This window comes from Corallococcus sp. NCSPR001 (assembly GCF_017309135.1).
In the GTDB taxonomy this organism is placed as follows: Bacteria; Myxococcota; Myxococcia; order Myxococcales; family Myxococcaceae; genus Corallococcus.
The window spans coordinates 5,710,882-5,733,254 of sequence record NZ_JAFIMS010000002.1 but is presented as its reverse complement, the minus strand read 5'-3'; the positions used below and the strand labels follow the sequence as shown (position 1 = coordinate 5,733,254).

10 protein-coding genes are annotated in these 22,373 nt (G+C 72.8%); 6 read left to right on the top strand and 4 right to left on the bottom strand.

Going from position 1 to position 22,373, the window contains the following annotated elements:
• The first annotated feature begins 283 nt into the window (after positions 1-283).
• Positions 284-757: a GNAT family N-acetyltransferase gene (locus tag JYJ93_RS24930; protein WP_206795317.1), complete on the top strand. Its 474-nt coding sequence runs from the start codon at positions 284-286 to the stop codon at positions 755-757.
• A 4-nt stretch (positions 758-761) separates the two neighbouring features.
• Here the strand turns inward: JYJ93_RS24930 and JYJ93_RS24925 are convergent, their stop codons facing one another.
• Complete coding sequence (locus JYJ93_RS24925; protein ID WP_206795315.1) at positions 762-1,814, bottom strand: oxidoreductase; 1,053 nt, start codon at positions 1,812-1,814, stop codon at positions 762-764.
• A 50-nt stretch (positions 1,815-1,864) separates the two neighbouring features.
• Between JYJ93_RS24925 and JYJ93_RS24920 the strand changes: the two genes are divergently transcribed.
• Entirely contained in the window at positions 1,865-2,887 is a 1,023-nt protein-coding gene (locus tag JYJ93_RS24920; RefSeq protein ID WP_206795313.1) for an isopenicillin N synthase family oxygenase, read from the top strand.
• A gap of 7 nt (positions 2,888-2,894) precedes the next feature.
• Here the strand turns inward: JYJ93_RS24920 and JYJ93_RS24915 are convergent, their stop codons facing one another.
• The 3 genes from JYJ93_RS24915 to JYJ93_RS24905 all read right to left on the bottom strand — a co-directional run bounded on the left by JYJ93_RS24915 (position 2,895) and on the right by JYJ93_RS24905 (position 4,646).
• Positions 2,895-3,536, bottom strand: a complete 642-nt coding sequence (locus JYJ93_RS24915) for a sigma-70 family RNA polymerase sigma factor (protein ID WP_206795311.1) — start codon at positions 3,534-3,536, stop codon at positions 2,895-2,897.
• 85 nt (positions 3,537-3,621) lie between these two features.
• Positions 3,622-4,098: a redoxin domain-containing protein gene (locus JYJ93_RS24910; RefSeq protein WP_206795309.1), complete on the bottom strand. Its 477-nt coding sequence runs from the start codon at positions 4,096-4,098 to the stop codon at positions 3,622-3,624.
• Positions 4,095-4,646, bottom strand: a complete 552-nt coding sequence (locus JYJ93_RS24905; protein WP_206795307.1) for a carboxymuconolactone decarboxylase family protein — start codon at positions 4,644-4,646, stop codon at positions 4,095-4,097. The genes JYJ93_RS24910 and JYJ93_RS24905 overlap by 4 nt, the downstream gene beginning before the upstream one ends.
• A 277-nt stretch (positions 4,647-4,923) precedes the next feature.
• On the opposite strand from JYJ93_RS24905, the gene JYJ93_RS24900 reads away from it, so the two are divergent.
• The 4 genes from JYJ93_RS24900 (at position 4,924) to JYJ93_RS24885 (ending at position 22,332) form a co-directional block, all read left to right on the top strand.
• Positions 4,924-5,499 (top strand): carboxymuconolactone decarboxylase family protein, encoded by a 576-nt coding sequence (locus JYJ93_RS24900; RefSeq protein ID WP_206795305.1) that lies wholly within the window; start codon positions 4,924-4,926, stop codon positions 5,497-5,499.
• A gap of 242 nt (positions 5,500-5,741) precedes the next feature.
• On the top strand, positions 5,742-11,258 hold the full coding sequence (locus tag JYJ93_RS24895; RefSeq protein ID WP_206795303.1) for a type I polyketide synthase: 5,517 nt from the start codon (positions 5,742-5,744) through the stop codon (positions 11,256-11,258).
• A 2-nt stretch (positions 11,259-11,260) separates the two neighbouring features.
• Entirely contained in the window at positions 11,261-14,287 is a 3,027-nt protein-coding gene (locus JYJ93_RS24890) for a type I polyketide synthase (RefSeq protein WP_206795301.1), read from the top strand.
• Entirely contained in the window at positions 14,284-22,332 is an 8,049-nt protein-coding gene (locus JYJ93_RS24885) for a non-ribosomal peptide synthetase/type I polyketide synthase (protein WP_206795299.1), read from the top strand. Before JYJ93_RS24890 ends, JYJ93_RS24885 begins: the two co-directional genes overlap by 4 nt.
• The last annotated feature ends 41 nt before the right edge of the window (positions 22,333-22,373 follow it).

Genomic DNA, 22,373 nt, shown 5'->3' with positions numbered 1-22,373 from the left:
GGGCCAGGGACTCCTTGGGAGGGGGGCTCGCGAACGCTCGTGGAGGAGATGTGACAGGTCCCCGGGCTCGCGAGCGCGCGGGATAGTAGACAGGCCCTCCGACACACCCGCAGCGATTTGGGCGAGAGGGCCTGGCTGTCAGCCCGCTCGGGAGCGCGGCCCCGCGGGCGGTGGGCACAGAGCGGGAAATCCGCTCCACGCCCGGTCTCTGGTGACATGTTTCAGCGGTGTTTCACCGTGGTGGTGAAACGCCCGCGCCTGACGTTTCCACTAGACTTCGGGGATGCCCGAGCCCTTCCGGATCCGCGAAGCCGTGCCCTCCGACGCCGGGCGGATCACCCAGGTGCTGCGCGAGGCCTTCGAGGAGTACCGGGGCCGCCTGGATCCGCCCTCCAGCGCGCACGACAAGACGGAGGCCGTGGTGCGGCGCGAGCTGTCGGACGGCGGCGCCTTCGTCGCGGAGGCGGACGGCATCCTCTTCGGCTGCGTGTTCTTCCACCCGAAGGGGGATCACCTGTACCTGGACCGGCTCGCGGTGCTGCCCGCGCACCGGGGTCAGCGCGCGTCGCTGCGCCTCATGGAAGCGGTGGAGTCCCGAGCGCGCGAGCTGGGGCAGACGCGCGTGCGGCTGTCGGTGCGGCTCGCGCTCACGTCGCACCATGCGTGGTACGCGCGTCAGGGCTACGTCTTCCATTCCCATGGGACGCACGCGGGCTACGCGTCGCCCACGTTCGTGGTCTTGGAGAAGACGCTCTGACGCTTCAGCCGAGTGAAGCCAGCGGAACGCGGCGGCCTTCCATGTCGCTCTGGATGGCGGCCTGGATGACCCGAACCGTCTCGCTCGCGCTCACCGCCGTCACGGGGACGGGCGCGCCGTGGAGGATGGCGGCGCCGAGCTGCCGGTAGAACTGGCCGTAGTCTCCGGGGATGGTGGCGACCGCTTCCCCCGAGGCGAGCAACCGGCCGTGGCGCTCCGGAGGTTCGCGGCCGAAGTCCGGGTGGCCGGGACGCAGGCCCGCTTCGAGCTGTCCCTCCTGCGGATCCAGCGCGTGCTTCACGTACGCATCGCGGTCGCCTTGCAACACGAAGCGGGGCCACGGCGCGTGCACCACGGAGCCGGAGTGCAGCACCACGCGCAGCGCGCCGTAGCGCAGCACCAGATGGAACCAGTCCGTGCCCCGCGCGCCCGGACGTTGCCGGCCCAGGTCCGCTACCACCGACTCTGGCAGGCCGAAGAGCTGCACGGCCTGGTCGACGAGGTGCGAGCCCAGGTCCCAGAGCGTCCCGCCGCCGGGCACGTCCTGCTCCTTCCAGCGATCCTTCACCTGCGGCCGGAAGCGGTCGAAGTGGCTCTCCAGGCTGTAGAGCGTCCCCAGCCGTCCCTGCTCCAGCAACTGGCGCACGGTGAGGAAGTCGCCGTCCCAGCGCCGGTTATGGAACACGGTGAGGCAGCGCCCTCGCTCCTTCGCGAGCGCGTCCAGCCGCAGCGCTTCGTCCACGTCCAGCGCGAAGGGCTTCTCCACCACCACGTGCTTGCCCGCGCGAAGCGCCTGTTCCGCGAGCGAGGCATGCGACGCGTTGGGCGTGCACACGACGAGCACGTCCAGGTCCGGATCCGCCAGCAGCGTCTCCACGGTTCCCGTGCGGACACCCGGCCAGTCACGGGCCACGGCCTCCGTGCGGCTCGACGCCACGGCGGTCAGGGTGAAGGCGGGTTCCGCGGCGATGAGTGGCCCGTGGAAGCGCGAGCCGGACAAGCCATAGCCAAGGAGGCCCACGCGCAGCGGGGAGCCAGGGACGCGAGCGGAGGTCATGGACCGCGAGGGTAGCGGGAAGGGGCCCCGGTCTGGCTAGAGTCCACCCCATGGAGACCGTGCCCCTCATCGACGTCCGAGCCCTCGTCGACCCCACGTCGAGCCTCCAGGCCCGGAGGGAGGCCGCCGCTCGCATGGGCGCGGCCTGCCGGAACACCGGCTTCTTCTATGTCGTGGGCCATGGCGTGGACGTGGGGCTTCAGACCCGGTTGGAGGCGCTGGCCCGGGACTTCTTCGCGCGGCCGGAGGAGGAGAAGCAGCGGGTGCGCATGGCGCGCGGGGGCAGGGCGTGGCGGGGCTTCTTCCCCGTGGGCGGGGAGCTCACGTCAGGCCGGCCGGACCGCAAGGAGGGGCTGTACTTCGGCACGGAGCTGCCGCCGGAGGATCCACGCGTGCGCGCCGGCACTCCGCTGCACGGCGCGAACCTGTTCCCCCGGGAGCCGGAGGCGCTGGGCGGCGCGGTGCTGGCGTACATGGCGGCGCTGACGTCGCTGGGACACGCGCTGATGTCCGGCATCGCGCTCAGCCTGGACCTGGAGCCGGACTTCTTCGCCACCCGGTACATGGCGGATCCGACCGTGCTCTTCCGCATCTTCAACTACCCGCCGGGCCCGGAGGTGGACGCGCAGGGCCTGCCGGTGTGGGGCGTGGGCGAGCACACCGACTACGGCGTGCTCACCATCCTCAAGCAGGACGACGCGGGCGGGCTCCAGGTGAAGACCCGCCAGGACGGGCACACGCGCTGGGTGGACGCGCCGCCGGTGGAGGGCGCGTTCGTGTGCAACATCGGGGACATGCTCGACCGGATGACGCGCGGCGTGTACCGCTCCACGCCGCACCGGGTGCTCAACCGAGCCGGCCGCGACCGGCTGTCCCTGCCGTTCTTCTTCGATCCGGACTGGACCGCGGAGGTGCGCGCCATCGACTCGCCCGCGCTGAAGGACGCGGGTGCGGACGACCACGCGGAGCGGTGGGACCGGCGGAGCGTGCACGCCTTCCAGGGCACCTACGGGGACTACCTGCTCGGCAAGGTGGGGAAGGTGTTCCCCGACCTGGGTGCCGAAGTGCTGTAGCGCCCCCTCAGGAGTGCCGGAGGCGCTGGGCCGCGGCGCTGTCCTGCAGGGTCGACGGCGCGGTCTCCGCGGCGGCCAGGTCGGGCGGCCCCGGGTCCTTCATCGCCAGCACCAGGCACTCCCGCAGGCGCTGGCGCGCGCGGAACAGCAGGATGCGCGCGTTCTCCGGTGAGATCTCCAGCAGCGAGGAGACCTCCTCGCCTGGACGCTCATCCAGGAGCCGGAGGCGGATGACCGCCTGCTGCATCTGCGACAGCTGCTGGACGCAGCGCACCAGGCTCACCCGCGCCTCCGCCTCCGCCACCAGCGTGTCCGCCGAGGGCAGGTCGGAGGCCACGTCGGACAGCTCGATGTCGGTCGGCAGCGCCCGGCGCGCCAGCTTGCGCCGCTGGTTCAGCGCGGCGTGGGCCACCAGCGTGGACAGCAGGCGCTCGACCTCGTTGGAGCGGGCCGAAAGGGTCGAGGCCTCCGGCATCCGCAGGAAGGTGACGAAGGCGTCCTGGACGCAGTCGAGCGCGTCCTCGGGAGGCAGCCCCCGGCGCCTCGCGGCCGTCACCAGGCGCGCGCGGTGCTGGTGCACGAGCAGGGTGATCCAGGAGAGGAACTGGGCGCGTTCCGTGGCGGAGTCCGGGGAGCTGTCATCAGGCATGGCTCCGCCATCCTAACCCCTTCGGCGAAAGCCGCCGAAGGGGGAAGGCCGGAACACCTGGATGACGCATGACGACTTGCGTCGTCTAGACCGGGCGATGCGCTCCGCGCGCGAGCGCGGTCATCAGTTCCTTCTCGTTGAAGCCCAGCGGCGGCAGGGCGGACTGCCTCCCGTAGACGACCTCCCGGGAGGGGGCCAGCAGCACGGTGCCGCTCGGCTGCAGCTTGCCCCAGAGGATCGGCTCCAGACCTGCTTCCGCGTGCGTGCCCGTGCCGCTGGTCAGCACCGGCACCGGCACCCCCAGCCAGGTGGACAGCTCGCGCGCCTCCTCGGGCCCGTCCGGGATGACCGAGATCACCTTCGCCTGGTTCGCCGCGATGTCACCCTGGCGCTTCGCCAGCGTCTTCAGATGGTTGCGGCACACCGGACAGGCGGCGTTGCGGAGGAAGAAGACCACCGCCGCCTCGCCGCCCATGGCCTCGGCCAGCCGCGTGGGCTTGCCCATCCCGTCCCGCAACTCCAGGTCGGGAAAGCGGGCCCCGGGCTCGAAGGTCGCTGTCACGCGTGGATTCCGTCGATAACCGCCGCCGGGACCAGGTCCACGGGCGGGATGTCGATCTCCGTCTGGGCCAGGTGGTTGAGGTAGTTGCCGAAGGTGGTGGCGACGACCTGCGCCAGGATCTCCACCACGTCGCCGTCCGTCCAGCCCGCGGCACGCACCGCCGCCAGCTCCGCGTCCGTCACCGCGCCGCGGCGCGCCGCGATCTGCCGGGAGAACTGGAGCGCCGCTTCCACCTTGGCGTCCGGCGCCTTGCCGGAGCGCGCCAGATCCAGCTCCTGATCGGAGAGGCCCGTCTTGCGGCCCAGCTGGGTGTGGTGCGAGACGCAGTAGCGGCAGCCCTGCGCGTTGCCCACCGCGAGGGCGATCTGCTCTCGCACGCGCGGCGTCAGCTGCCCCTGGCCCAGCGTCCCGTGCAGCGCGAAGAAGGCGCTCATCGCCGCGGGCGAATTGGCCAGCACCCGGACCGGCGGAGGCAGGTTGGCGCCCAGCTTCTCCTTGATGGGTTTGAGCGTGGCGTGCGAAAGGTCGACAAGGTTCAGACGGGACATTGAGAACTCCTGATGCCGCAGGATTGCGGCTTGCCTGTGATTAAGGTCGCGACCCCTGGCTGGCGTTACGCCGGACCTGTCGATTCTTCCGAAATTTTCTCAACATGCCGAAATTGCTGGTGATTTTTCGGGCGATAATCATACAGAAAATCCCCATAAATCAGTCGCGAAAGGCGCAAGGGAAAATTGAAATGAATGTAATTCTTTGTTGAAACGCATTTCTCGCGGTGGCATTGTCAACTGAATCCAACATTCCAATTCGTGGGGAGGATGAGTCTTGGGGCGACTGAGGATTCATACGATTGAGAGCGCTCCGGAGCAGTCCCGTCCGGTGCTTGCCGCGGTGGAGAAGTCCGCCGGTTTCCGTTCGAACCTGCTGGGGCTCATCGCGGAGTCGCCCGGCATGACGCAGGCCTTCGCGCAGATGGGGCCGCTGCTGGCGCAGTCCTCCCTGGGCCCCGTGGAGCGCGAGGTGGTCATCATGACCATCGGCTGGGAGAACGACTGTTCGTACTGCATGGCCTTCCACAGCTTCTTGTGTCGCAAGCTCCAGGTCCCGGACGCGCTCGTGACCGCGCTCCGGTCGGGGACGACGCTGCCGGATCCGCGGCTGGAGGTGCTCGCGGAGTTCACCCGGACGGTGGTCCGTGAGAAGGGGACCGTGGGAGACGAGCTCTGGAGCCGGTTCACGGCCCAGGGCTTCACGAGCGCCAACGCGCTCGACGTCATCCTCGCCCTCTCCCAGCAGGTGCTGGTGAACTACGCGAACCACCTGGGCGGCGTGGAGCTGGAGCCGGCGCTGAAGGAATTCGCGTGGACCCGCCCGGCTGGGGCGGCGGCGCGCACGGCGTAGTGCCCGGGGCCCCGGCAACGCCCCGGGGCTTCCTCCCAGACATCCGATGTTTCGCGCCCAGGCCCTTCGCGCTGGCGCGCGAGTCCGCGTTCGCGGTGACGGTCTTGTCGTGTCTTGAGTTGCTTCAGGCGCGGGCGGGGTCTGCCTTGCGCTGACGTGGAAACCGAGCCCTTGGGGAAGGGCTGTCAGGGGGAATTGCCTTGGGTGCGCCGACGAACGCTGCTCCTGTCACGGATGCCTCCGTGCTGTCCGTGATCCGCTCCCATCTGCTGGAGGCATTGGCGCGCCGCAACGGCCTGTCGCCAGAGCAGATCGACTCCCGCCGGCCCTTCAGCCACTACGGCTTGGATTCGCTGGGCGCGGTGGCGCTCGGGAGGGCGTTGACGGAGCTGGCGGGACGCGATGTGTCTCCCACGGTCTTCTGGCGCCACGCCAGCGTGGATGCGCTGATGCGGCACCTGGCCACGGGGGACGCGGACGTCCCGGCGCCCGTGGAGGCCGCCGGGCCTTCCGTGGCCCGCGACGAGCCCATCGCGGTGGTGGGCATGGCCTGCCGCCTTCCGGGCGCGCCGGACCTCACCGCGTTCTGGGAGCTGCTGCGCTCCGGACGCGACGCGGTGTCGGAGGTCCCCACCGGGCGCTGGACGGACGGACGGTTGCAGCAGGCGGATATGGGCGGTGCCAGCGCGCCGGTGCCGCGCCGCGCCGGGTTCCTGCCGGACATCGCGGGGTTCGATCCGCTGTTCTTCGGCATCTCCCCGCGCGAGGCGGCGGAGATGGATCCGCAGCAGCGCCTGTTCCTGGAGCTGGCGTGGGAGGCGCTCGAGGACGCGGGCATCGTCCCGCGCGAGCTGCACGCGACGGCGACGGGCGTGTTCGTCGGCGCCATCTGGCGGGACTACGCGGAGCTGGGCGGCGCGGAGCCGGGGCGCATCACGCCGCATACGGCCACCGGGCAGGCGCTCAACATGATCGCCAACCGGCTGTCGTACGTGCTGGGCCTCCAGGGGCCCAGCCTCGTCATCGACACGGCGTGCTCGTCGTCGCTGGTGGCGGTCCACCTGGCCTGCCAGAGCCTGTGGGCGGGGGAGAGCACCACGGCCATCGTCGGTGGCGTCAGCGTGATGGCCTCGCCGCACACCATGGTGGCGCTGTCCCGCTTCGGCGGCCTGTCACCGGACGGCATGTGCAAGGCCTTCGACGCGAGCGCGGACGGCTTCGGGCGCGGAGAGGGCGGGGGCGTGGTGGTCCTCAAGCCGCTCTCCGCCGCGCTCGCCGCGGGCGACACCATCCGCTGCGTCATCCGTGCCACGGGCAGCAACAACGATGGGCCGAGCAACGGCCTCACGGCGCCGAACCCGGAGGCCCAGGAGAAGCTCGTGCGGCAGGTCCTCGCGCGCTCGGGCGTGGCGCCCGGCGCGGTGGGCTACGTGGAGACGCACGGCACGGGGACGGCGCTGGGAGACCCCATCGAGGCGGGCGCGCTCGGGGCTGTGTTCGCGAAGGCGCGCGGCGAGGGTCCGCCGCTGGTCATCGGCTCGGTGAAGACCAACATCGGGCACCTGGAGGGGGCCGCGGGCATCGCCGGCTTCCTCAAGGCCTGCCTGTGCGTCGAGCAGCGCACGGTGGTGCCCAGCCTCCACTTCACGCGGCCCAACCCGCTCATCCCCTTCGAGGAGCTCCGGTTGGAGGTCTCGCGGGAGACCCGCGCGTGGCCGGTGCCGGACGGGCCGGCCGTGGCGGGCGTCAGCGCGTTCGGCTGGGGCGGCACCAACGCCCACGTCGTTCTCCAGGAGGCCCCGCCGTCGCGGCTCGCCTGGGTGGGGCTGGCGGCGCCCGATGCCGCGGGACTGAAGGGCGAGGCCCGCCGCGCGCTGGAGGCCCTGCGGTCCGGGATGCCGCTCGACGCGCTCCACGCGGCGCTGGCGCCGGAGGCTTCTGGTGGCCCGGAGCGGCTCACCGTGTGCGTGCGCACCCGGGGCGAGCTGGAGGCGCGCCTGGGCGGGTTCCTGGATGGCGTGGCGGGGACGGTGACGCTGGGGATGGCGCCTGGCCGGCCTCCGAAGGTGGCCTTCGTCTGCGCTCCGCAGGGCGGCCAGTGGGTGGGCATGGGCCGGCGCATGCTGCTGACGGAGGACGCCTTCCGCGCGGCCTTCGAGCGCGTGGACGCGGCCCTGGCGGTCCACTCCGGCCAGTCGCTCCGTGACGAGCTGTTCAAGGCGGAGGGCGTCGCCCGCTACGACGACGTGGACGTGGTGCAGCCGCTCCTCTTCGCGTTCCAGGTGGCCCTGGCGGAGCAGTGGCGCGCCTGGGGCATCACCCCGGATGTCGTGGTGGGGCACAGCCTGGGGGAGATCGCCGCCGCGCACATCGCGGGCATCCTGGACCTGGAGGAGGCGGCGCTCGTCATCCACCACTACAGCCGCCTGCAGAAGCTGCTGGCGGACCGGGGCGGGATGGCCGTGGTCAACCTGCCGCCCGACGCGCTGACCGGGCTGCTGGAGGCCACGAACGGGGCGGTGGTGCTGGCCGGCCACAACGGCCCCCGGTCCACCGTGCTGTCCGGAGACCCGGCCGCGCTCGACGCGCTCCTCGCGGAGCTGAAGCGCCGCAAGGAGCTGTGCGCGCGGATCCGCGTGAACGTCGCCGCGCACAGCCCGCAGATCGACGAGATCCTCCCGGAGCTGGAGGCGGTGCTCGCCGGGCTGCGTCCGAAGCCCGCGCGCCTGCCGATGATCTCCACTGCGCTGCGGCGGCGGATGGAGGGGCCGGAGGTGGACGGGCGCTACTTCGGCCAGAACCTGCGCACGCCGGTGTGGCTGGCTCCGGTGCTCGCGTCGCTGGTGGCGGACGGCGTGGACGCGCTGGTGGAGCTCAGCCCGCACCCCGTGCTGGTGGGCGCCCTGCAGCAGGCCGCCGAGGGCCGGCAGCCGCCTCCGGTCGTCCTGCCGTCCACCACGCGGGACGAGGACGAGCGGCTGGCCCTGTACGAAGCGCGCGCCACGCTGTTCCGGCTGGGATGCGCGGGGGCGGCCCCCCCCGCGCCCCGCGACGCGATGGTGCCGCTGTCCGCCCATACCCCGCAGGCGCTCCGGGAGCTGGCGGCGCGCATGGCCGGGACGCTGCGCCAGGCGCCCTGGACGCAGGTGGAGGACGTCGCCGCCACGGCCGCGCTGCGCCGGACGCACCACGCGGAGCGGCTGGCGGTGGTCGCGCGCGGAACGGAGGACCTGGCCCAGGCGCTGGATGCGTTCGCCCGGGGCGAGCCCCATGAGCGGCTGGTGACCCCGGCGCTCGCGAAGGCGCCCTCGGTGGTGTTCGTCTTCCCGGGGCAGGGCTCGCAGTGGCACGGGATGGCGCGGCAGCTCTTGCGTGACGAGCCGGTCTTCCGCGCGGAGCTCCTGCGGTGCGACGCCGCCATCCATGCGTTCACCGGCTGGTCCGTGCTGGAGGAGCTGGAGGCGTCCGAGTCCGCGTCCCGGATGGCCCGGGTGGACGTGGTGCAGCCGGTTCTCTTCGCCGTGGAGGCGGCGCTGGCCGCGCTCTGGCGCTCCTGGGGCGTGCGGCCCAAGGCGGTCATCGGCCACAGCATGGGCGAGGTCGCGGCGGCTTATGTCGCGGGTGCGCTGAACCTGGCGGACGCGGCGCGGATCATCTGCCGCCGAAGCCAGCTGCTCCGCCGCGTGAGCGGGCAGGGCGCCATGCTCGCCGCGGAGCTCACGCTGGACGAGGCCCGGGAGGTCCTGCGCGGCCACGAGGCGCAGGTCGCCGTGGCCGTGAGCAACAGCTCCCGCTCCACCGTGCTGTCGGGCCAGCCGCAGGCGCTGGAGGTCATCTCCCAGGCGCTCCAGGCCCGAGGCGTCTTCTGGCGCTGGGTCAAGGTGGATGTCGCCTCCCACAGCCCGCAGATGGACGCGCTCAAGGCCGAGCTGCTGGAGGTGCTGGCGGACGTCCGGCCCTCGCCGTCGGCGGTGCCCATCCACTCCACGGTCCTGGACGCGGTGACGGACGGCCGCGACTTCGACGCGGGCTACTGGGTGCGCAACCTGCGCGACCCCGTCCTCTTCGCCTCGGCGGTCCGGCGCGCGCGTGAGGCGGGACACGACGTCTTCATCGAGATGAGCCCGCATCCCATCCTGCTGCCCGCGGTGGAGCAGGAGCTGGCGGACGTGGACCAGCCGGGCGAGGTGCTGCCGTCGCTGCGGCGCAACGAGTCCGAGCGCGAGACGCTGCTGCGCTCCCTGGCGGCGCTCTACACGCGAGGCCTGGAGCCCGCCTGGAGCGCCGTCACCCGCGCGGGGCGCCCCGGGGTGCCGCTGCCTTCCTACCCCTGGCAGCGCGAGCGCTTCTGGCTGGAGCCGGCGCCCGTGGTCCGTGCTCCCATCGCCGTCAGCCGCCCGAGCGGCGAGGGGCTGCTGGGCAGCCACTTCCCGTCCGCCGTGGAGCCGAGGCTGCACCACTGGCAGGCCGGGTGGGGCGCGGACGTGTCCGGCTTCCTCGCCGGCCACCGCGTGGGCGGTGACGCCGTGGTTCCCGGCGCCGTCTTCCTGTCCATGGCGCTGCGGGCCGCGAAGGAGGCGCTGGGGGACGCGCCCGTGGCGCTGAGGGACATCGCCTTCCCGCAGCCGTTGATCGTGGGCGAGAGCTCCGAGCCCGCGCCGCGCGTGCAGACCGTGCTCTCCGTGCGCGACGCGCAGCGCGAGCTCCAGGTGTTCTCCCAGGGCGAGGGCGGCACGTGGGTGCCCCACGCGCGGGCCCTGGTGGACGCGGGGCCGGCGGCGGCGGTGGGCCGGGAGCGGGCGCAGGAGGCGCTGGCGCTCCGGGACGCGCTGCGCGGCTCCGCGGTGATGCTGCTGGACTCCGTGCGGTACTACGAGCTGCTGGCGGGCTGCGGGCTGGAGTACCGCGCCGCCTTCCGGGGCGTGGACTGCGTCTGGTCCCGCGAGGCGCAGGCGCTGGGACGCATCCTTCCGCCCTCCGCCACGGTGGCTCCGGAGCTGGCCCGGGTGGCCTGCATCGACTCCGCGCTCCAGCTCTCCATCGCCACGCTGCCGCCCAGCCTCGTGTTCCGGGGACGGCAGCTCATCAGCGTGGGGGTGGACGGGTTCGCGCTCCACCGCCTCCCGGAAGGCACCTTCCACGTCCACGCGCAGCGCCGTCCGGGTGGTGAGGCGCCGGTGTTCCAGGTGGACCTGGTGGCGTTCACCGACGCGGGCGAGCCCCTGTTCCACGTCGACGGGCTGAAGGTCCGCGTGCTCGACGTGGCGAGGCCCGCCGTCGCCCGGAACGACGAGGTCCGCCCGGCGACCGCTGCGTCCCGGACGCTGTTCGACGAGCTGGGCGCGCTGGAGCCCACGAGGCGGCGGGCCCGCGCCGAGGACGAGCTGCGGCAGGTGGTGGCCACGGTGCTCAAGCTGGCCCCGGCGCGTGTCCCGGTGGACCAGCCGCTGCGCACCCTGGGCATGGACTCCGTCATGTCGCTGGAGCTGCGCAACCGCATCGAGGCGCGCACCGGCATCCGGCTCTCCGCCACCGCGCTCTGGAACCACCCCACGGTGGAGGCGCTGACGAACTTCGTCCTGACCCAGGCCCCGTCCGCGTCCGCGTCCCGGCCCGCTCCGGCGCGCGCCGTGCCGCCCGCGCCCGTGCCCGCCGCCCCCGTCATTCCCGCGGACGCGGCCTTGCCTTCCGACCTGGAGCTGGAGCGGCTGCTGGAGGCCGAGCTCGCCCAGGTCCACCACCTCATCAAGGAGTCCTGACCATGACGGCCCCGCTGCCCACCGCGAATGATCCCACGCTGCTCAAGCGCAGCCTCGACGCGCTGAAGGACCTCCGGGCCCGGTACGAGTCCCTGGAGTCCCGTGGACGGGAGCCCATCGCCATCATCGGCCTGGGGTGCCGCATCCCGGGGGGCGGAGAGACCCCGGAGACCCTCTGGAAGATGCTGTGTGGCAAGGTCGACGCCGTCAGCGAGGTGCCCGCGGACCGGTGGGACCTGTCTCGCTACTACGACGCGGACGTGGCCACGCCGGGGCGGATGCACATGCGCTACGGCGCGTTCCTCGACGCGCCCGACCGCTTCGACCCGTACTTCTTCGGCATCTCGCCCCGGGAAGCGGAGCAGATGGATCCGCAGCAGCGCCTCTTCCTGGAGGTGGCGTGGCACGCGCTGGAGGACGCGGGCCTGAGCGCGAAGGCGCTCGCGGGCACGGACACGGGCGTCTTCGTGGGCGCCAACGGCAACGACTACCTCCAGCTCCAGCTCTCCGAGCCGCAGGTGCTGGGCACGTACTCGCTGGTGGGCGGCACCAACTGCATCATCCCCAACCGGCTCTCGTACCTGCTGGACCTGCGCGGGCCGAGCATGGCCTTCGACACGGCCTGCTCCTCGTCGCTCGTCGCGGTCCACCAGGCCTGCCAGAGCCTGCGCCACGGGGAGAGCTCCACCGCCATCGCGGGCGGGCTCAACCTGCTCCTGTCGCCCGTGGTGTCGGTGGCGCACTCCAAGGGCCTGCCGCTGGCGCCGGACGGGCGCTGCAAGACGTTCGACGCGCGCGCGGATGGCTACGTCCGCGGCGAGGGCTGCGGCGTCGTGGTGCTCAAGCGTCTGTCGGACGCGATCGCGGCGGGGGACCCGGTGTGGGCCGTCATCCACGGCTCGGCCGTCAACCAGGACGGACTCAGCAACGGCCTCACGGCCCCCAACGGCGGGGCCCAGCGCGCCGTCATCCGCAAGGCGCTGGAGCGCGCGCGTCTCACCGGCTCGGAGGTGGGGCTCATCGAGGCGCACGGGACGGGCACGTCGCTGGGCGACCCCATCGAGGTGGAGGCCCTCTCCGAGGTCTACGGCGCCGCGGAGGGCGAGCGGCGGCCCTGCGCGCTCGGCTCCATCAAGACGAACATCGGGCACCTGGAGGCGGGCGCCGGCATCGTCGGCATCCTCAAGGTCGCGCTGTCGCTCAAGCACGGCGTCATCCCGGCGAACCTGCACTTCCAGGCGCTCAACCCGCACATTTCGTTGGACGGCACGCGTCTCTACGTGCCCACGGAGTCGACGCCGTGGACGGATCCGGCGGAGCGCCGGTACGGCGCGGTCAGCTCGTTCGGCGCGGGCGGCACCAACGCGCACGTCGTGCTGGGCACCCTGGAGTCCGCGCGGCCCGAGGCCAGCGTCCGGCCGTCCCTGCCTGGCGCGGAGCGCGCCCACCTGCTGGTGCTCTCCGCCCGCAGCCGCACGGCGCTGGCGAACGTGGCCCGGCGTCTGGCGGACCATCTGACCCACGGCGCCGGCCAGCATGAATCGCTGGAGGACATCTGCGCCACGGCCGCGCTGCGCAGGACGCACCACGACCACCGGGTGGGGCTCGTCGTCCGGACTCGGGAGGACGCACTCCAGCAGCTGCGCGCGCTCCAGCAGGACGTCCGGCCCCCGGGCGCATGGACGGGCACCGCCGGAAGGCCGGGTCGGCCGGTGTTCCTCTTCCCCTCGGAGCCCCGGTTGTCGGGGGCCCGGCTGGCGGCGCTGGGCCGCGACTGTCCGGTGTTCGCCCAGGCACTGGAGCGCTGTCGCGGCGCGCTCCAGCAGGGGCAGGGCGCGGACGGGGTGGGTGAGCACTTCGCCGTGCAGGTGGCGCTCGCCGAGCTGTGGCGCTCGTGGGGCGTGGAGCCGGGCGCGGTGCTCGGGCAGGGCGTGGGGGAGATCGCCGCGGCCCACGTCGCGGGAGCGCTGTCGCTGGAGGACGCCGCGCGCGTCGCCCGTGAGTGCGGCGCCCTGCTGGCGAAGGGAGACGCGGCGGCCGGAGCGCTGAGCGCGGCGCTGGCGGGACTGATGCCCCGGCCCACGACGGTGCCCCTGTACGCGGCGGACGGGACGGTGCTGGAAGGCGAGTCCCTGGGCGCTGGCGCCTGGACGCGGTGCCTGCGCCGGCCCGCGCAGGCGGTGCCGGGCATCGAGGAGGCACTGCGCGCGGGCCATGTGCTCTTCGTGGAGCTGGGCGCGGAGCCGGTGCTCACCGCGCCGGTGGCGGAGGCCGCCGCGCGCCAGGGACTGACGGACGTGCTGGCGGTGTCCTGCCTCAGCGGGAACCAGGACGCGCTGGGGGCCCTGCTGACGTCCGCGGCGGCGCTCCACGCAGCGGGCCTGGGCCTGCGCCTGGAGCGGCTGCTGGCGCCCCACGGGCACTTCCTCCGGCTGCCGACCTATCCCTTCGAACGGGAGTCCTTCTGGTTCAAGGAGCGGCCCGTCACGATGCTCGCGTCGGTGCGCTCCACCAGCCTGGAGCTGCCCCGCGCGGCGGTGCGTGACACGCCCCCCGAACCCGCCCGCCGCCCCGCGGAGGTCCGCGTCCCGGCCTCGCCGCAGCTGGCCGGTTGGGCGGAGCTGCCGGAGCGCGAGCGCGCCACGAAGCTGCGCGGCCTGGTGCACGCGGAGGTGGCGCGCATCCTGAAGTTCGACGCGGCCCGGCTCGATCCCAAGGGCGGCTTCTTCCAGATGGGCATGGACTCCGTGATGGCCGGGCAGCTGCGCAACCGGCTGGAGCAGCAGTTGGGACGCAAGTTCGCCGTGACCGTCATCTTCGAGAACCCCACCGTGGATCGGCTGTCCCGGCAACTGGGCACGTTCGTCACGCCACCCCCGGCGCCCGCCACACCGCCACGTGAGCCGCAGCCCCTGGCGTCCCAGGGCCTGTCTCCGGCGAAGGGAGGCGGCGCCGAAAGCATCGCCGACCTCCTGGCCCGGGAGCTCGAAGAGACCTCCTCCATTTCCAGCAAGGACCACCTGTCATGAGCACCCCGCCGGTTTCCAACGAAGCCTCCAACCGCGACGAACTGCTCCAGCGTGCCCTGGAGCGCATCCGTGACTTTCGCGGGAAGCTCGACGCCGTCGAGGCCCAGCGCTCGGAGCCCATCGCCGTGGTGGGCATGTCCTGCCGCCTGCCGGGCGGAAACGACGACCCGTCCTCGCTGTGGCGCTTCCTGCGCTCTGGCGGCGACGGCATCCGCACCTTCCCCCAGGAGCGCGGCGCGACCCCGGACGGCCAGCGCTTCAAGGGCGGGTTCCTGGAGCAGGTCGACCGCTTCGACGCGGGCGTGTTCGGCATCTCCCCGCGCGAGGCCGCGACGTTGGACCCCCAGCAGCGCCTGTTCCTGGAGGTGAGCTGGGAGGCACTGGAGAACGCGGCGCAGCCCTTCGACAAGCTCGAGGGGAGCATGGCCGGCGTGTTCGTGGGCATCACCAACTACGACTACTGCCAGAAGCTGATGCAGGAGACGCCGATTGATCAGCTGGACGCCTACTGCCTCACCAGCAACGCGTCCACGTTCGCGGCCGGGCGCCTGTCGTACTGGCTGGGCCTGCGCGGTCCCAGCCTGTCCGTGGACACGGCCTGTTCATCTTCCGCCGTCGCCCTGCACCAGGCATGTCAAAGCCTGCGCGCGGGGGAGTGTTCGCTAGCACTGGCGGGCGGCGTCAACGTGCTGCTGTCGCCGGAGTGGTTCGTGGTGCTGTCGCGCGCGGGCATGCTGTCGCCGGACGGCTATTGCAAGACGTTCGACCGCGATGCCAACGGCTACACCCGGGGCGAGGGCTGCGTCGTCTTCGTGCTCAAGCGCCTCTCGGACGCGGTGGCGGCGAAGGACCACATCCACGCGCTGATCCGCGGCTCGTGCGTCAACCAGGACGGCCGCAGCGGCGGGCTCACGGTGCCCAACCCCGCGGCGCAGCAGGACGTCATCCGCGGCGCGCTCAAGGCCGCGCGCGTGGGCGCGGACCGCGTCAGCTACGTCGAAACGCACGGCACGGGGACGCCGCTCGGCGACCCGATAGAGGTGCGCGCGCTGGGCGCGGCGCTGGGCGAGGGGCGCGCGGAGGGCGACCGCATCCACATCGGGTCCATCAAGGCCAACATCGGGCACCTGGAGCCAGCGGCGGGGGCCGCGGGCCTGATGAAGGTCATCCTCGCGCTGCAGAACGAGGAGCTGCCGCCCCAGGTCCAGTTCCAGGAGCTGAACCCCGAAATCGACCTGGAGGCGCTGCCGGTGGCCATCTCCACCCGGCCCCAGGCGTGGCCGCGCGCGGAGCGTTCGCGCATCGCGGGCGTGAGCTCGTTCGGCGCGAGCGGGACCAACGCGCACCTCGTGGTGGAGGAGGCCCCGGCCGTGGTCCGCCCGGCGCGGACCTTCGAGCCCGGCACGCAGCTCTTCACCCTGTCCGCGCGAAGCCCGGCGGTGCTGGCGCGGCTGGCGGGGCGGCACGCGACGCACCTGGCGGCGAAGCGCGACCTGCTGCTGGAGGACGTGTGCTTCAGCGTGAACACCGGCCGGGCCCGGTTCGCGGAGCGCGTGGCGCTGCCCGTGGACGACCTGGAGTCGCTCCAGCACGCGCTGTCCGCCATCGCGGCGGGTGAGCTGCCGGCGGGCGCCTCCCTGGGCCGCGCGCAGGTGGGGCAGGGGCCGAAGGTGGCCTTCCTCTTCACCGGCCAGGGCAGCCAGTTCCCGGGCATGGCGGTGGAGCTGCACGCCTCGCAGCCGGTGTTCCGGCAGGCGTTGGATCGCTGCGCGGAGGCGCTGAAGTCCCACTGGGACGTGCCGCTGCTCACGCTCCTGCGCGGGGAGGGCTTCACGGCGGGGCTGCTGGATCAGACCCGCTACACCCAGGCCGCGCTCTTCTCCGTGGAGTACGCGCTGGCCATGCTCTGGAAGAGCTGGGGCGTCGTCCCCTCGGCGGTGCTGGGCCACAGCGTGGGTGAGTACGTCGCGGCCTGCGTCGCGGGCGTCTTCGAACCCGAGGCGGCCGTGGCGCTGCTCGCCGTGCGCGGCGCACTCATGCAGGCGCTCCCGGCGGCGGGCGCGATGGCGTCCGTCTTCGCCAGCGAGGCCCAGGTGCGCGCGGCGCTGGAGGGCAAGGCCGACCGCGTGTCCGTGGCCGCGGTGAACGCACCGGACAACATCGTCATCTCCGGCCAGGCGGACGCCGTGGAGCAGGTGCTCCAGTCGCTGACGGCGCAGGGCCACAAGCACAAGCGCATCAACGTCTCGCAGGCGTTCCACTCGCCGCTGCTGGATCCGATGCTGGATGCGCTGGAGCAGGCCGCGTCCGGGCTCACGTTCCAGGAGCCGACCCTCCCGCTCATCTCCAACCTGACCGGCCGGCCCGTGGAGCCCGGCATGCTGGGGCCGCGCTACCTGCGCGACCACGCCCGCGAGGCCGTGCGCTTCCAGGCCAGCATGGAGTGGCTGTTCGAGAACGGCTTCGACACCTTCGTGGAGGTGGGCCCCGCGCCCCACCTCATCGGCATGGTGAAGCGCTACGCGCCCGCGGGCGATCGCGCCTTCCTGCCCTCCATGCGCAAGGGGCTGTCCGCCCAGCGCTCCATGCTGGAGAGCGCGGGCGCCCTGTACACGCGCGGCGCCGACCTGGAGTGGGACAGCCTGCACGCGGGGCTTGAGCCGCGTCGCGTCCCCCTGCCGACGTACACCTTCGACCGGAAGCGGTACTGGTACGCCGCCCCCGCGCCCGGCGCCGCGGTCCGCTCGCAGGTCTCCGTGCAGGAGGAGGCGGGTGACACGACGCTGCTGGGCCACCGGCTGCCGTCGCCGCTGCCCTCGGCGCAGTTCCGCGTGCGGTACGACGCGGCCCAGCACCCGTGTCTGGCGGACTGCCGGATGGGCGGGATGCGGGTGGTGAACGTGGGCGTCTTCCTGGAGGCCGCGCTCCAGTCCTGGCACGCGCTGACGCCGGGCGCCGGAGCCTGCCGCGTGGACGGACTGTCGGTCCGTCGCGGGCTCCTCATGGACGACGAGGAGACGCGCGTCGCGCACCTGGTGGTGGAGCCGCCGGACGCGAAGGGCGAGCGGAGCTTCGCGCTCCACAGCCTGCCGCCGGGGGCCTCGGAGGACTCCAGCGCCTGGGCGGTGCACGTGGAGGGACGGCTGGCGGAGGCCCAGGAGGAGAAGGGCCTGGAGTCCGTGGACGCGATCCTCGCGCGCTGCGGGCAGACGCTGGACGGCGCGGATTTCTACGCACGCATGGAGAAGCGCCAGTTGGTGCTCGGGCACTCGGCGCGGTGGATCGAGCAGGTCCGCTTCCGCGAGGGCGAGGCGCTCGCGACGATGCGCGCGCCGGACGCGAAGGAGTCGGAGGGCTACCGCGTCCACCCGGGCCTGGTGGACGCGCTCTTCCAGGCGGTCTTCGCGTGCCTGCCGGGCGACGTGCCCGAGGACGCCATCTACATGATCGTCGAGGTCGCCCGCTTCGTCGTCGGTCCCGCCACCCCGGCGGCGGCGACCCGGGCCCACGTGCGGCTGCGCCCCTGGAAGGACGGGGACACGACGATCGTCGCGGACGTGGATGTGGCGGACGCGCAGGGCCGCGTCTTCCTGCGAGCGGAAGGGGCGCTGCTCAAGCGCACGACGGTCCAGGCGCTCCAGAAGGTGACGCGCGCGGAGGTCACCCCGTCGGCGGGCGCCGCCCGTCCCGCTTCGTCGGGCCTGCGGGACGTGCTCGCGCGCCTGCCGGTGGCGCAGCGCACGCCCCGGCTGGTGGAGTGGCTGCGCGCCCAGGTGGCCGTCATCCTGCGCGCCTCCGCTTCGGACGTGGACGTGGACGCGCCGCTGGCGCACGCGGGCTTCGACTCGCTGATGGCGCTGGAGCTCAAGAGCGCCGTCGCCAACGAGCTGAACGTGGCGCTGTCGCTCGGCGGGCTCCTGGCGGGCGCGAGCCTCAAGGCTCTGTGCTCGGAGATCCTCGGACAGCTCTCGCTGGAGGCCTCTCCGGCGAACAGCGCGGCGGACCCTGCTGGGACCGCGAGTTCGGAAGCCGCCCCGGTGGAGGTGCTGGTGCATGACGGCGAGGGGCGCCACCAGCCCTTCGGCATGACGGACCTCCAGCAGGCGTACCTGCTGGGCCGCACGCGCTCCTTCGAGCTGGGCGGCGTGTCCACCTACTTCTTCCTGGAGGTGGACCTGCTGGGCGTGGATCTGGAGCGGCTGGGCACGAGCCTGGACGTCATCATCCAGCGCCACGACATGCTGCGCGCGGTGGTGACGCCGGACGGACAGCAGCGGGTGCTGCCCACGGTGCCCCCGTTCGTCATCCGCACGGTGGACCTGCGGGGCCAGGACGCGGCCCAGGTGGAGCGCGCGCTCGCGGCCCTGCGCACGGAGATGGCCACCCAGGTCTTCCAGACGGACCGCTTCCCGCTGTTCGACGTCCGGGCCACGCGCCTGGACAACGAGCGCACGCGGCTGCACCTCGGCTTCGACGCCCTGGTGGTGGACGCGTGGAGCACGTCGCTGCTCTTCAAGGAATGGTCCGCCGTGTACCGCGAGGGCGCCGGGGCGCTGCGTCCCATCGACATCACCTTCCGCGACTACGTCCTGGGCGTGCAGGCGCTGGAGTCCGGCCCCGCGTACGCCGCCGCGGAGAAGTACTGGCTCGAGCGCGTCCCCAAACTGCCGCCCGCGCCGGAGCTCCCCATGGCCCGCCACCCGGGCACGCTGGAGCTGCCGCGCTTCACGCACCGCTCGTTCCGGCTGCCCAAGGCGCAGTGGGCGCGCTTCAAGGAGCTGGCGCGCGAGGCGGGCGTCACGCCCTCCATGGTGATGTGCGCGGCCTACGCGGAGATCCTGGCCACCTGGGGCCGCAGCCGCGCCTTCACGCTCAACGTGCTGTTCTTCAACCGCGTGCCGCTGCACCCGCACGTGGACCGGGTGCTCGGCAACTTCAGCGCCACCACGCTGCTGGAGGTGCAGGTGGAGCGCGCGGAGTCGATCGCGTCGCGGGCGCAGCGGCTCCAGCAGCAGCTCTGGAACGACCTGGACCACGCGTCGTTCAGCGGCGTGCGCGTGCTGCGTGAGCTCAACCGGCGCGACGGCGACATGCGGCGCGCCCGCATGCCCGTTGTCTACGCGAGCACCATCAACTTCCACTCGCGCGAAGGCGACGCCGCTCCGGCCGGCCTCGCGCAGCACCTGCTCACCATGGGCACGGGCGGTGAGGAGATCCACAGCAGCATCCGCACGCCCCAGGTGTTCCTCGACCACCAGGTCGTGGAGGACGGCGGTGGGTTGGTCCTCAACTGGGACGTGGTGGAGGAGCTGTTCCCGGCGGGGATGATCGACGCCATGTTCCAGGCCTACTCCGGCCTGGTGACGCGGCTGGCGGCGGAGCCCGCCGCGTGGACGGAGCGCACGCGGCTGCTGGTGCCCGTGGAGCAGCTGGACGTCCGCCGGGAGGCCAACGCGACGGCCGCGCCCGTGGCGCAGGGCCTGATGCACGAGCCGTTCGTGAGGGCCGCCGCGCTCCAGCCAGACCGGGCCGCGATCATCACCTCGCGCCGTACGCTCACCTATGGAGAGCTGGACGCCGCCTCCAACCGCGTCGCGCACTGGCTGCGCGAACAGGGGGCGAAGCCCAATGCGCTCGTGGCCCTGGTGATGGAGAAGGGCTGGGAGCAGGTCGTCGCCGCGCTGGGCGTCCTCAAGTCCGGCGCCGCGTACGTGCCCATCGACGCGCACCTGCCTCCGGCGCGCCTTGCCTACCTTCTGGAGAACACGGGCGCCCGGCAGGTCCTCACCCAGTCCTGGCTCAAGCTGGAGCTTTCGGGCGTGGACCCCAGCGCGGTGCTGGCCATTGACGGGCCGCAGGCGCAGCGGCCGTCCGCGGACGCGCTGCCGAGCGTGCAGCGTCCGGACGACCTGGCCTACGTCATCTACACGTCCGGCTCCACGGGGCACCCCAAGGGCGTGATGATCGAGCACCGCGCGGCGCTCAACACGCTGCTGGACGTCAACACACGCTACGGCGTCGGTCCGGACAGCCGGGGCTTCGCGCTGTCCGCGATGAACTTCGACCTGTCGGTGTGGGACGTCTTCGGCCTGCTGGCCGCGGGCGGCGCGCTGGTCATCCCGGAGCCCGGCGAGCTGCGTGAGCCCGGCCGCTGGCTCCACCTGGTGCGCGAGCACCGCGTGACGGTGTGGAACAGCGTCCCTGCGCTGATGGAGATGATGGCCGACCACCTGGGGGGCCTGGGGGAGACGTGGCCCCAGCTGAAGACGGTGATGATGAGCGGCGACTGGATCCCGGTGTCGCTGCCGGAGCGCATCCACGCCGTGGCGCCGAACGCCGCCGTCTACAGCATGGGCGGCGCCACCGAGGCGGCCATCTGGTCCATCGTCTACCCCATTGGCGACGTGGACCCCGCCTGGCCCAGCATCCCCTACGGCAAGGCGATGCTGAACCAGCAGATGCTGGTGCTCGACGACGCGCTGATGCCGTGCCCCACGTGGGTGCCGGGGCAGATCTTCATCGGCGGCGTGGGCGTGGCGCGTGGCTACTGGCGGGACGAGGAGAAGACCCGCGCCAGCTTCATCCGCCACCCGCTGACGGGCGAGCGGCTGTACCGCACGGGCGACCTGGGCCGCTTCCTGCCATCCGGCGACATCGAGTTCCTGGGCCGCGAGGACTTCCAGGTCAAGGTCCAGGGCTTCCGCATCGAGCTGGGCGAGATTGAAAACGCGCTGCTCCAGCACCCGGGCGTGCGCGCCGCCGTCGCGTCCGCCGTGGGGGAGAAGCGGGGCAACAAGCGGCTCGTGGCGTACGTGGTGCTGGACGCGGAGGCGCCCCCGGCGCTGGACGCGCTGCGCGAGGCGCTGCGCGCGAAGCTGCCGGAGTACATGGTGCCGCAGACCTTCGTGACGCTGGACTCGCTGCCGCTCAGCGCGAACGGGAAGGTGGACCGCGGCGCGCTGCCGGCCCTGGAGGGCACGCAGCCGCAGAAGCAGACCGGCGTCAAGGTGCCGCCGCGCACCGAATTGGAGAAGACGCTGGCCGGCCTCTGGGAAGGGCTCCTGCCGGGCCCCGTGGGCGTCCACGACAACTTCTTCGAGGTGGGAGGCAACTCGCTGCTCGCGGTGCGGCTGATGGCGCGGCTGCGCCAGGAGGTGGGACGGGAGCTGCCGCTGGCGACCCTCTTCGAGATGCCCACCATCGCGCTGCTCGCCGCGTCCCTGGCCGGGCCGGAGGCGCCTCGGCGCGAGGGGCATGGCGCGCTGGTGCCCATCCAGCCTTCGGGCACGCGGCCTCCGCTCTTCCTGGTGCACCCGGTGGGCGGCAGCGTCCTCTGCTACGCGGAGCTGGCGCGGAAGCTGGGGACGGAGCAGCCCGTCTTCGGGCTCCAGGTGCCGCCCGGTGCGCCGGCCCGGTCCATCGAGGCCATGGCCGCCGCGTACCTGGAGGCGCTGCGCGACGTGCAGCCGCGCGGCCCGTATCACCTGGGCGGGTGGTCCATGGGCGGCGTCGTCGCCTACGAGATGGCGCGCCAGCTCCAGGCGGCGGGGGACACCGTCTCCACGCTCGCGCTCATCGACGTGCTCGTCCCGCCAGCGGGGCAGGGCGGGGACGCCATGGACGAGGCGGCGCTGATGGCGCGCTTCGCGGAGGACCTGGCCGCCCTGTCGGCCCGCCGCGTGTCGGTGGATGCGGGCGCGCTGCGGGAGCTGCCCGCGGACGCGGTGCTGGAGCGCGTGGTGGAGGACCTGCGGGCGCAGGAGGCCATCGCTCCGGAGCTCGACCGCGCGACGCTGGGGGCGCACGCGGAGGTGTTCAAGGCGAACATGCGCGCCCTCACCGCGTACCAGGCCCGGCCCTACGCCGGCCGCGTCTGGTTCTGCCGGGGCGCGCAGCCCGGAGGCGCCTCTCGGCAGAACGCGGAGGCGTGGCTGGGGCTCACCTCGGGCGGCCAGCTCGTGGAGCTGGAAGGCAATCACTACACGCTGTTCAGCCACGGGCTCGACGCGCTCGTGGGCTCGCTGTCGTCCGCCCTGCGCGCGTGAGCCAGGGCTTCTGCTTCGTTCATCGCGTTTCGTTCACAAGG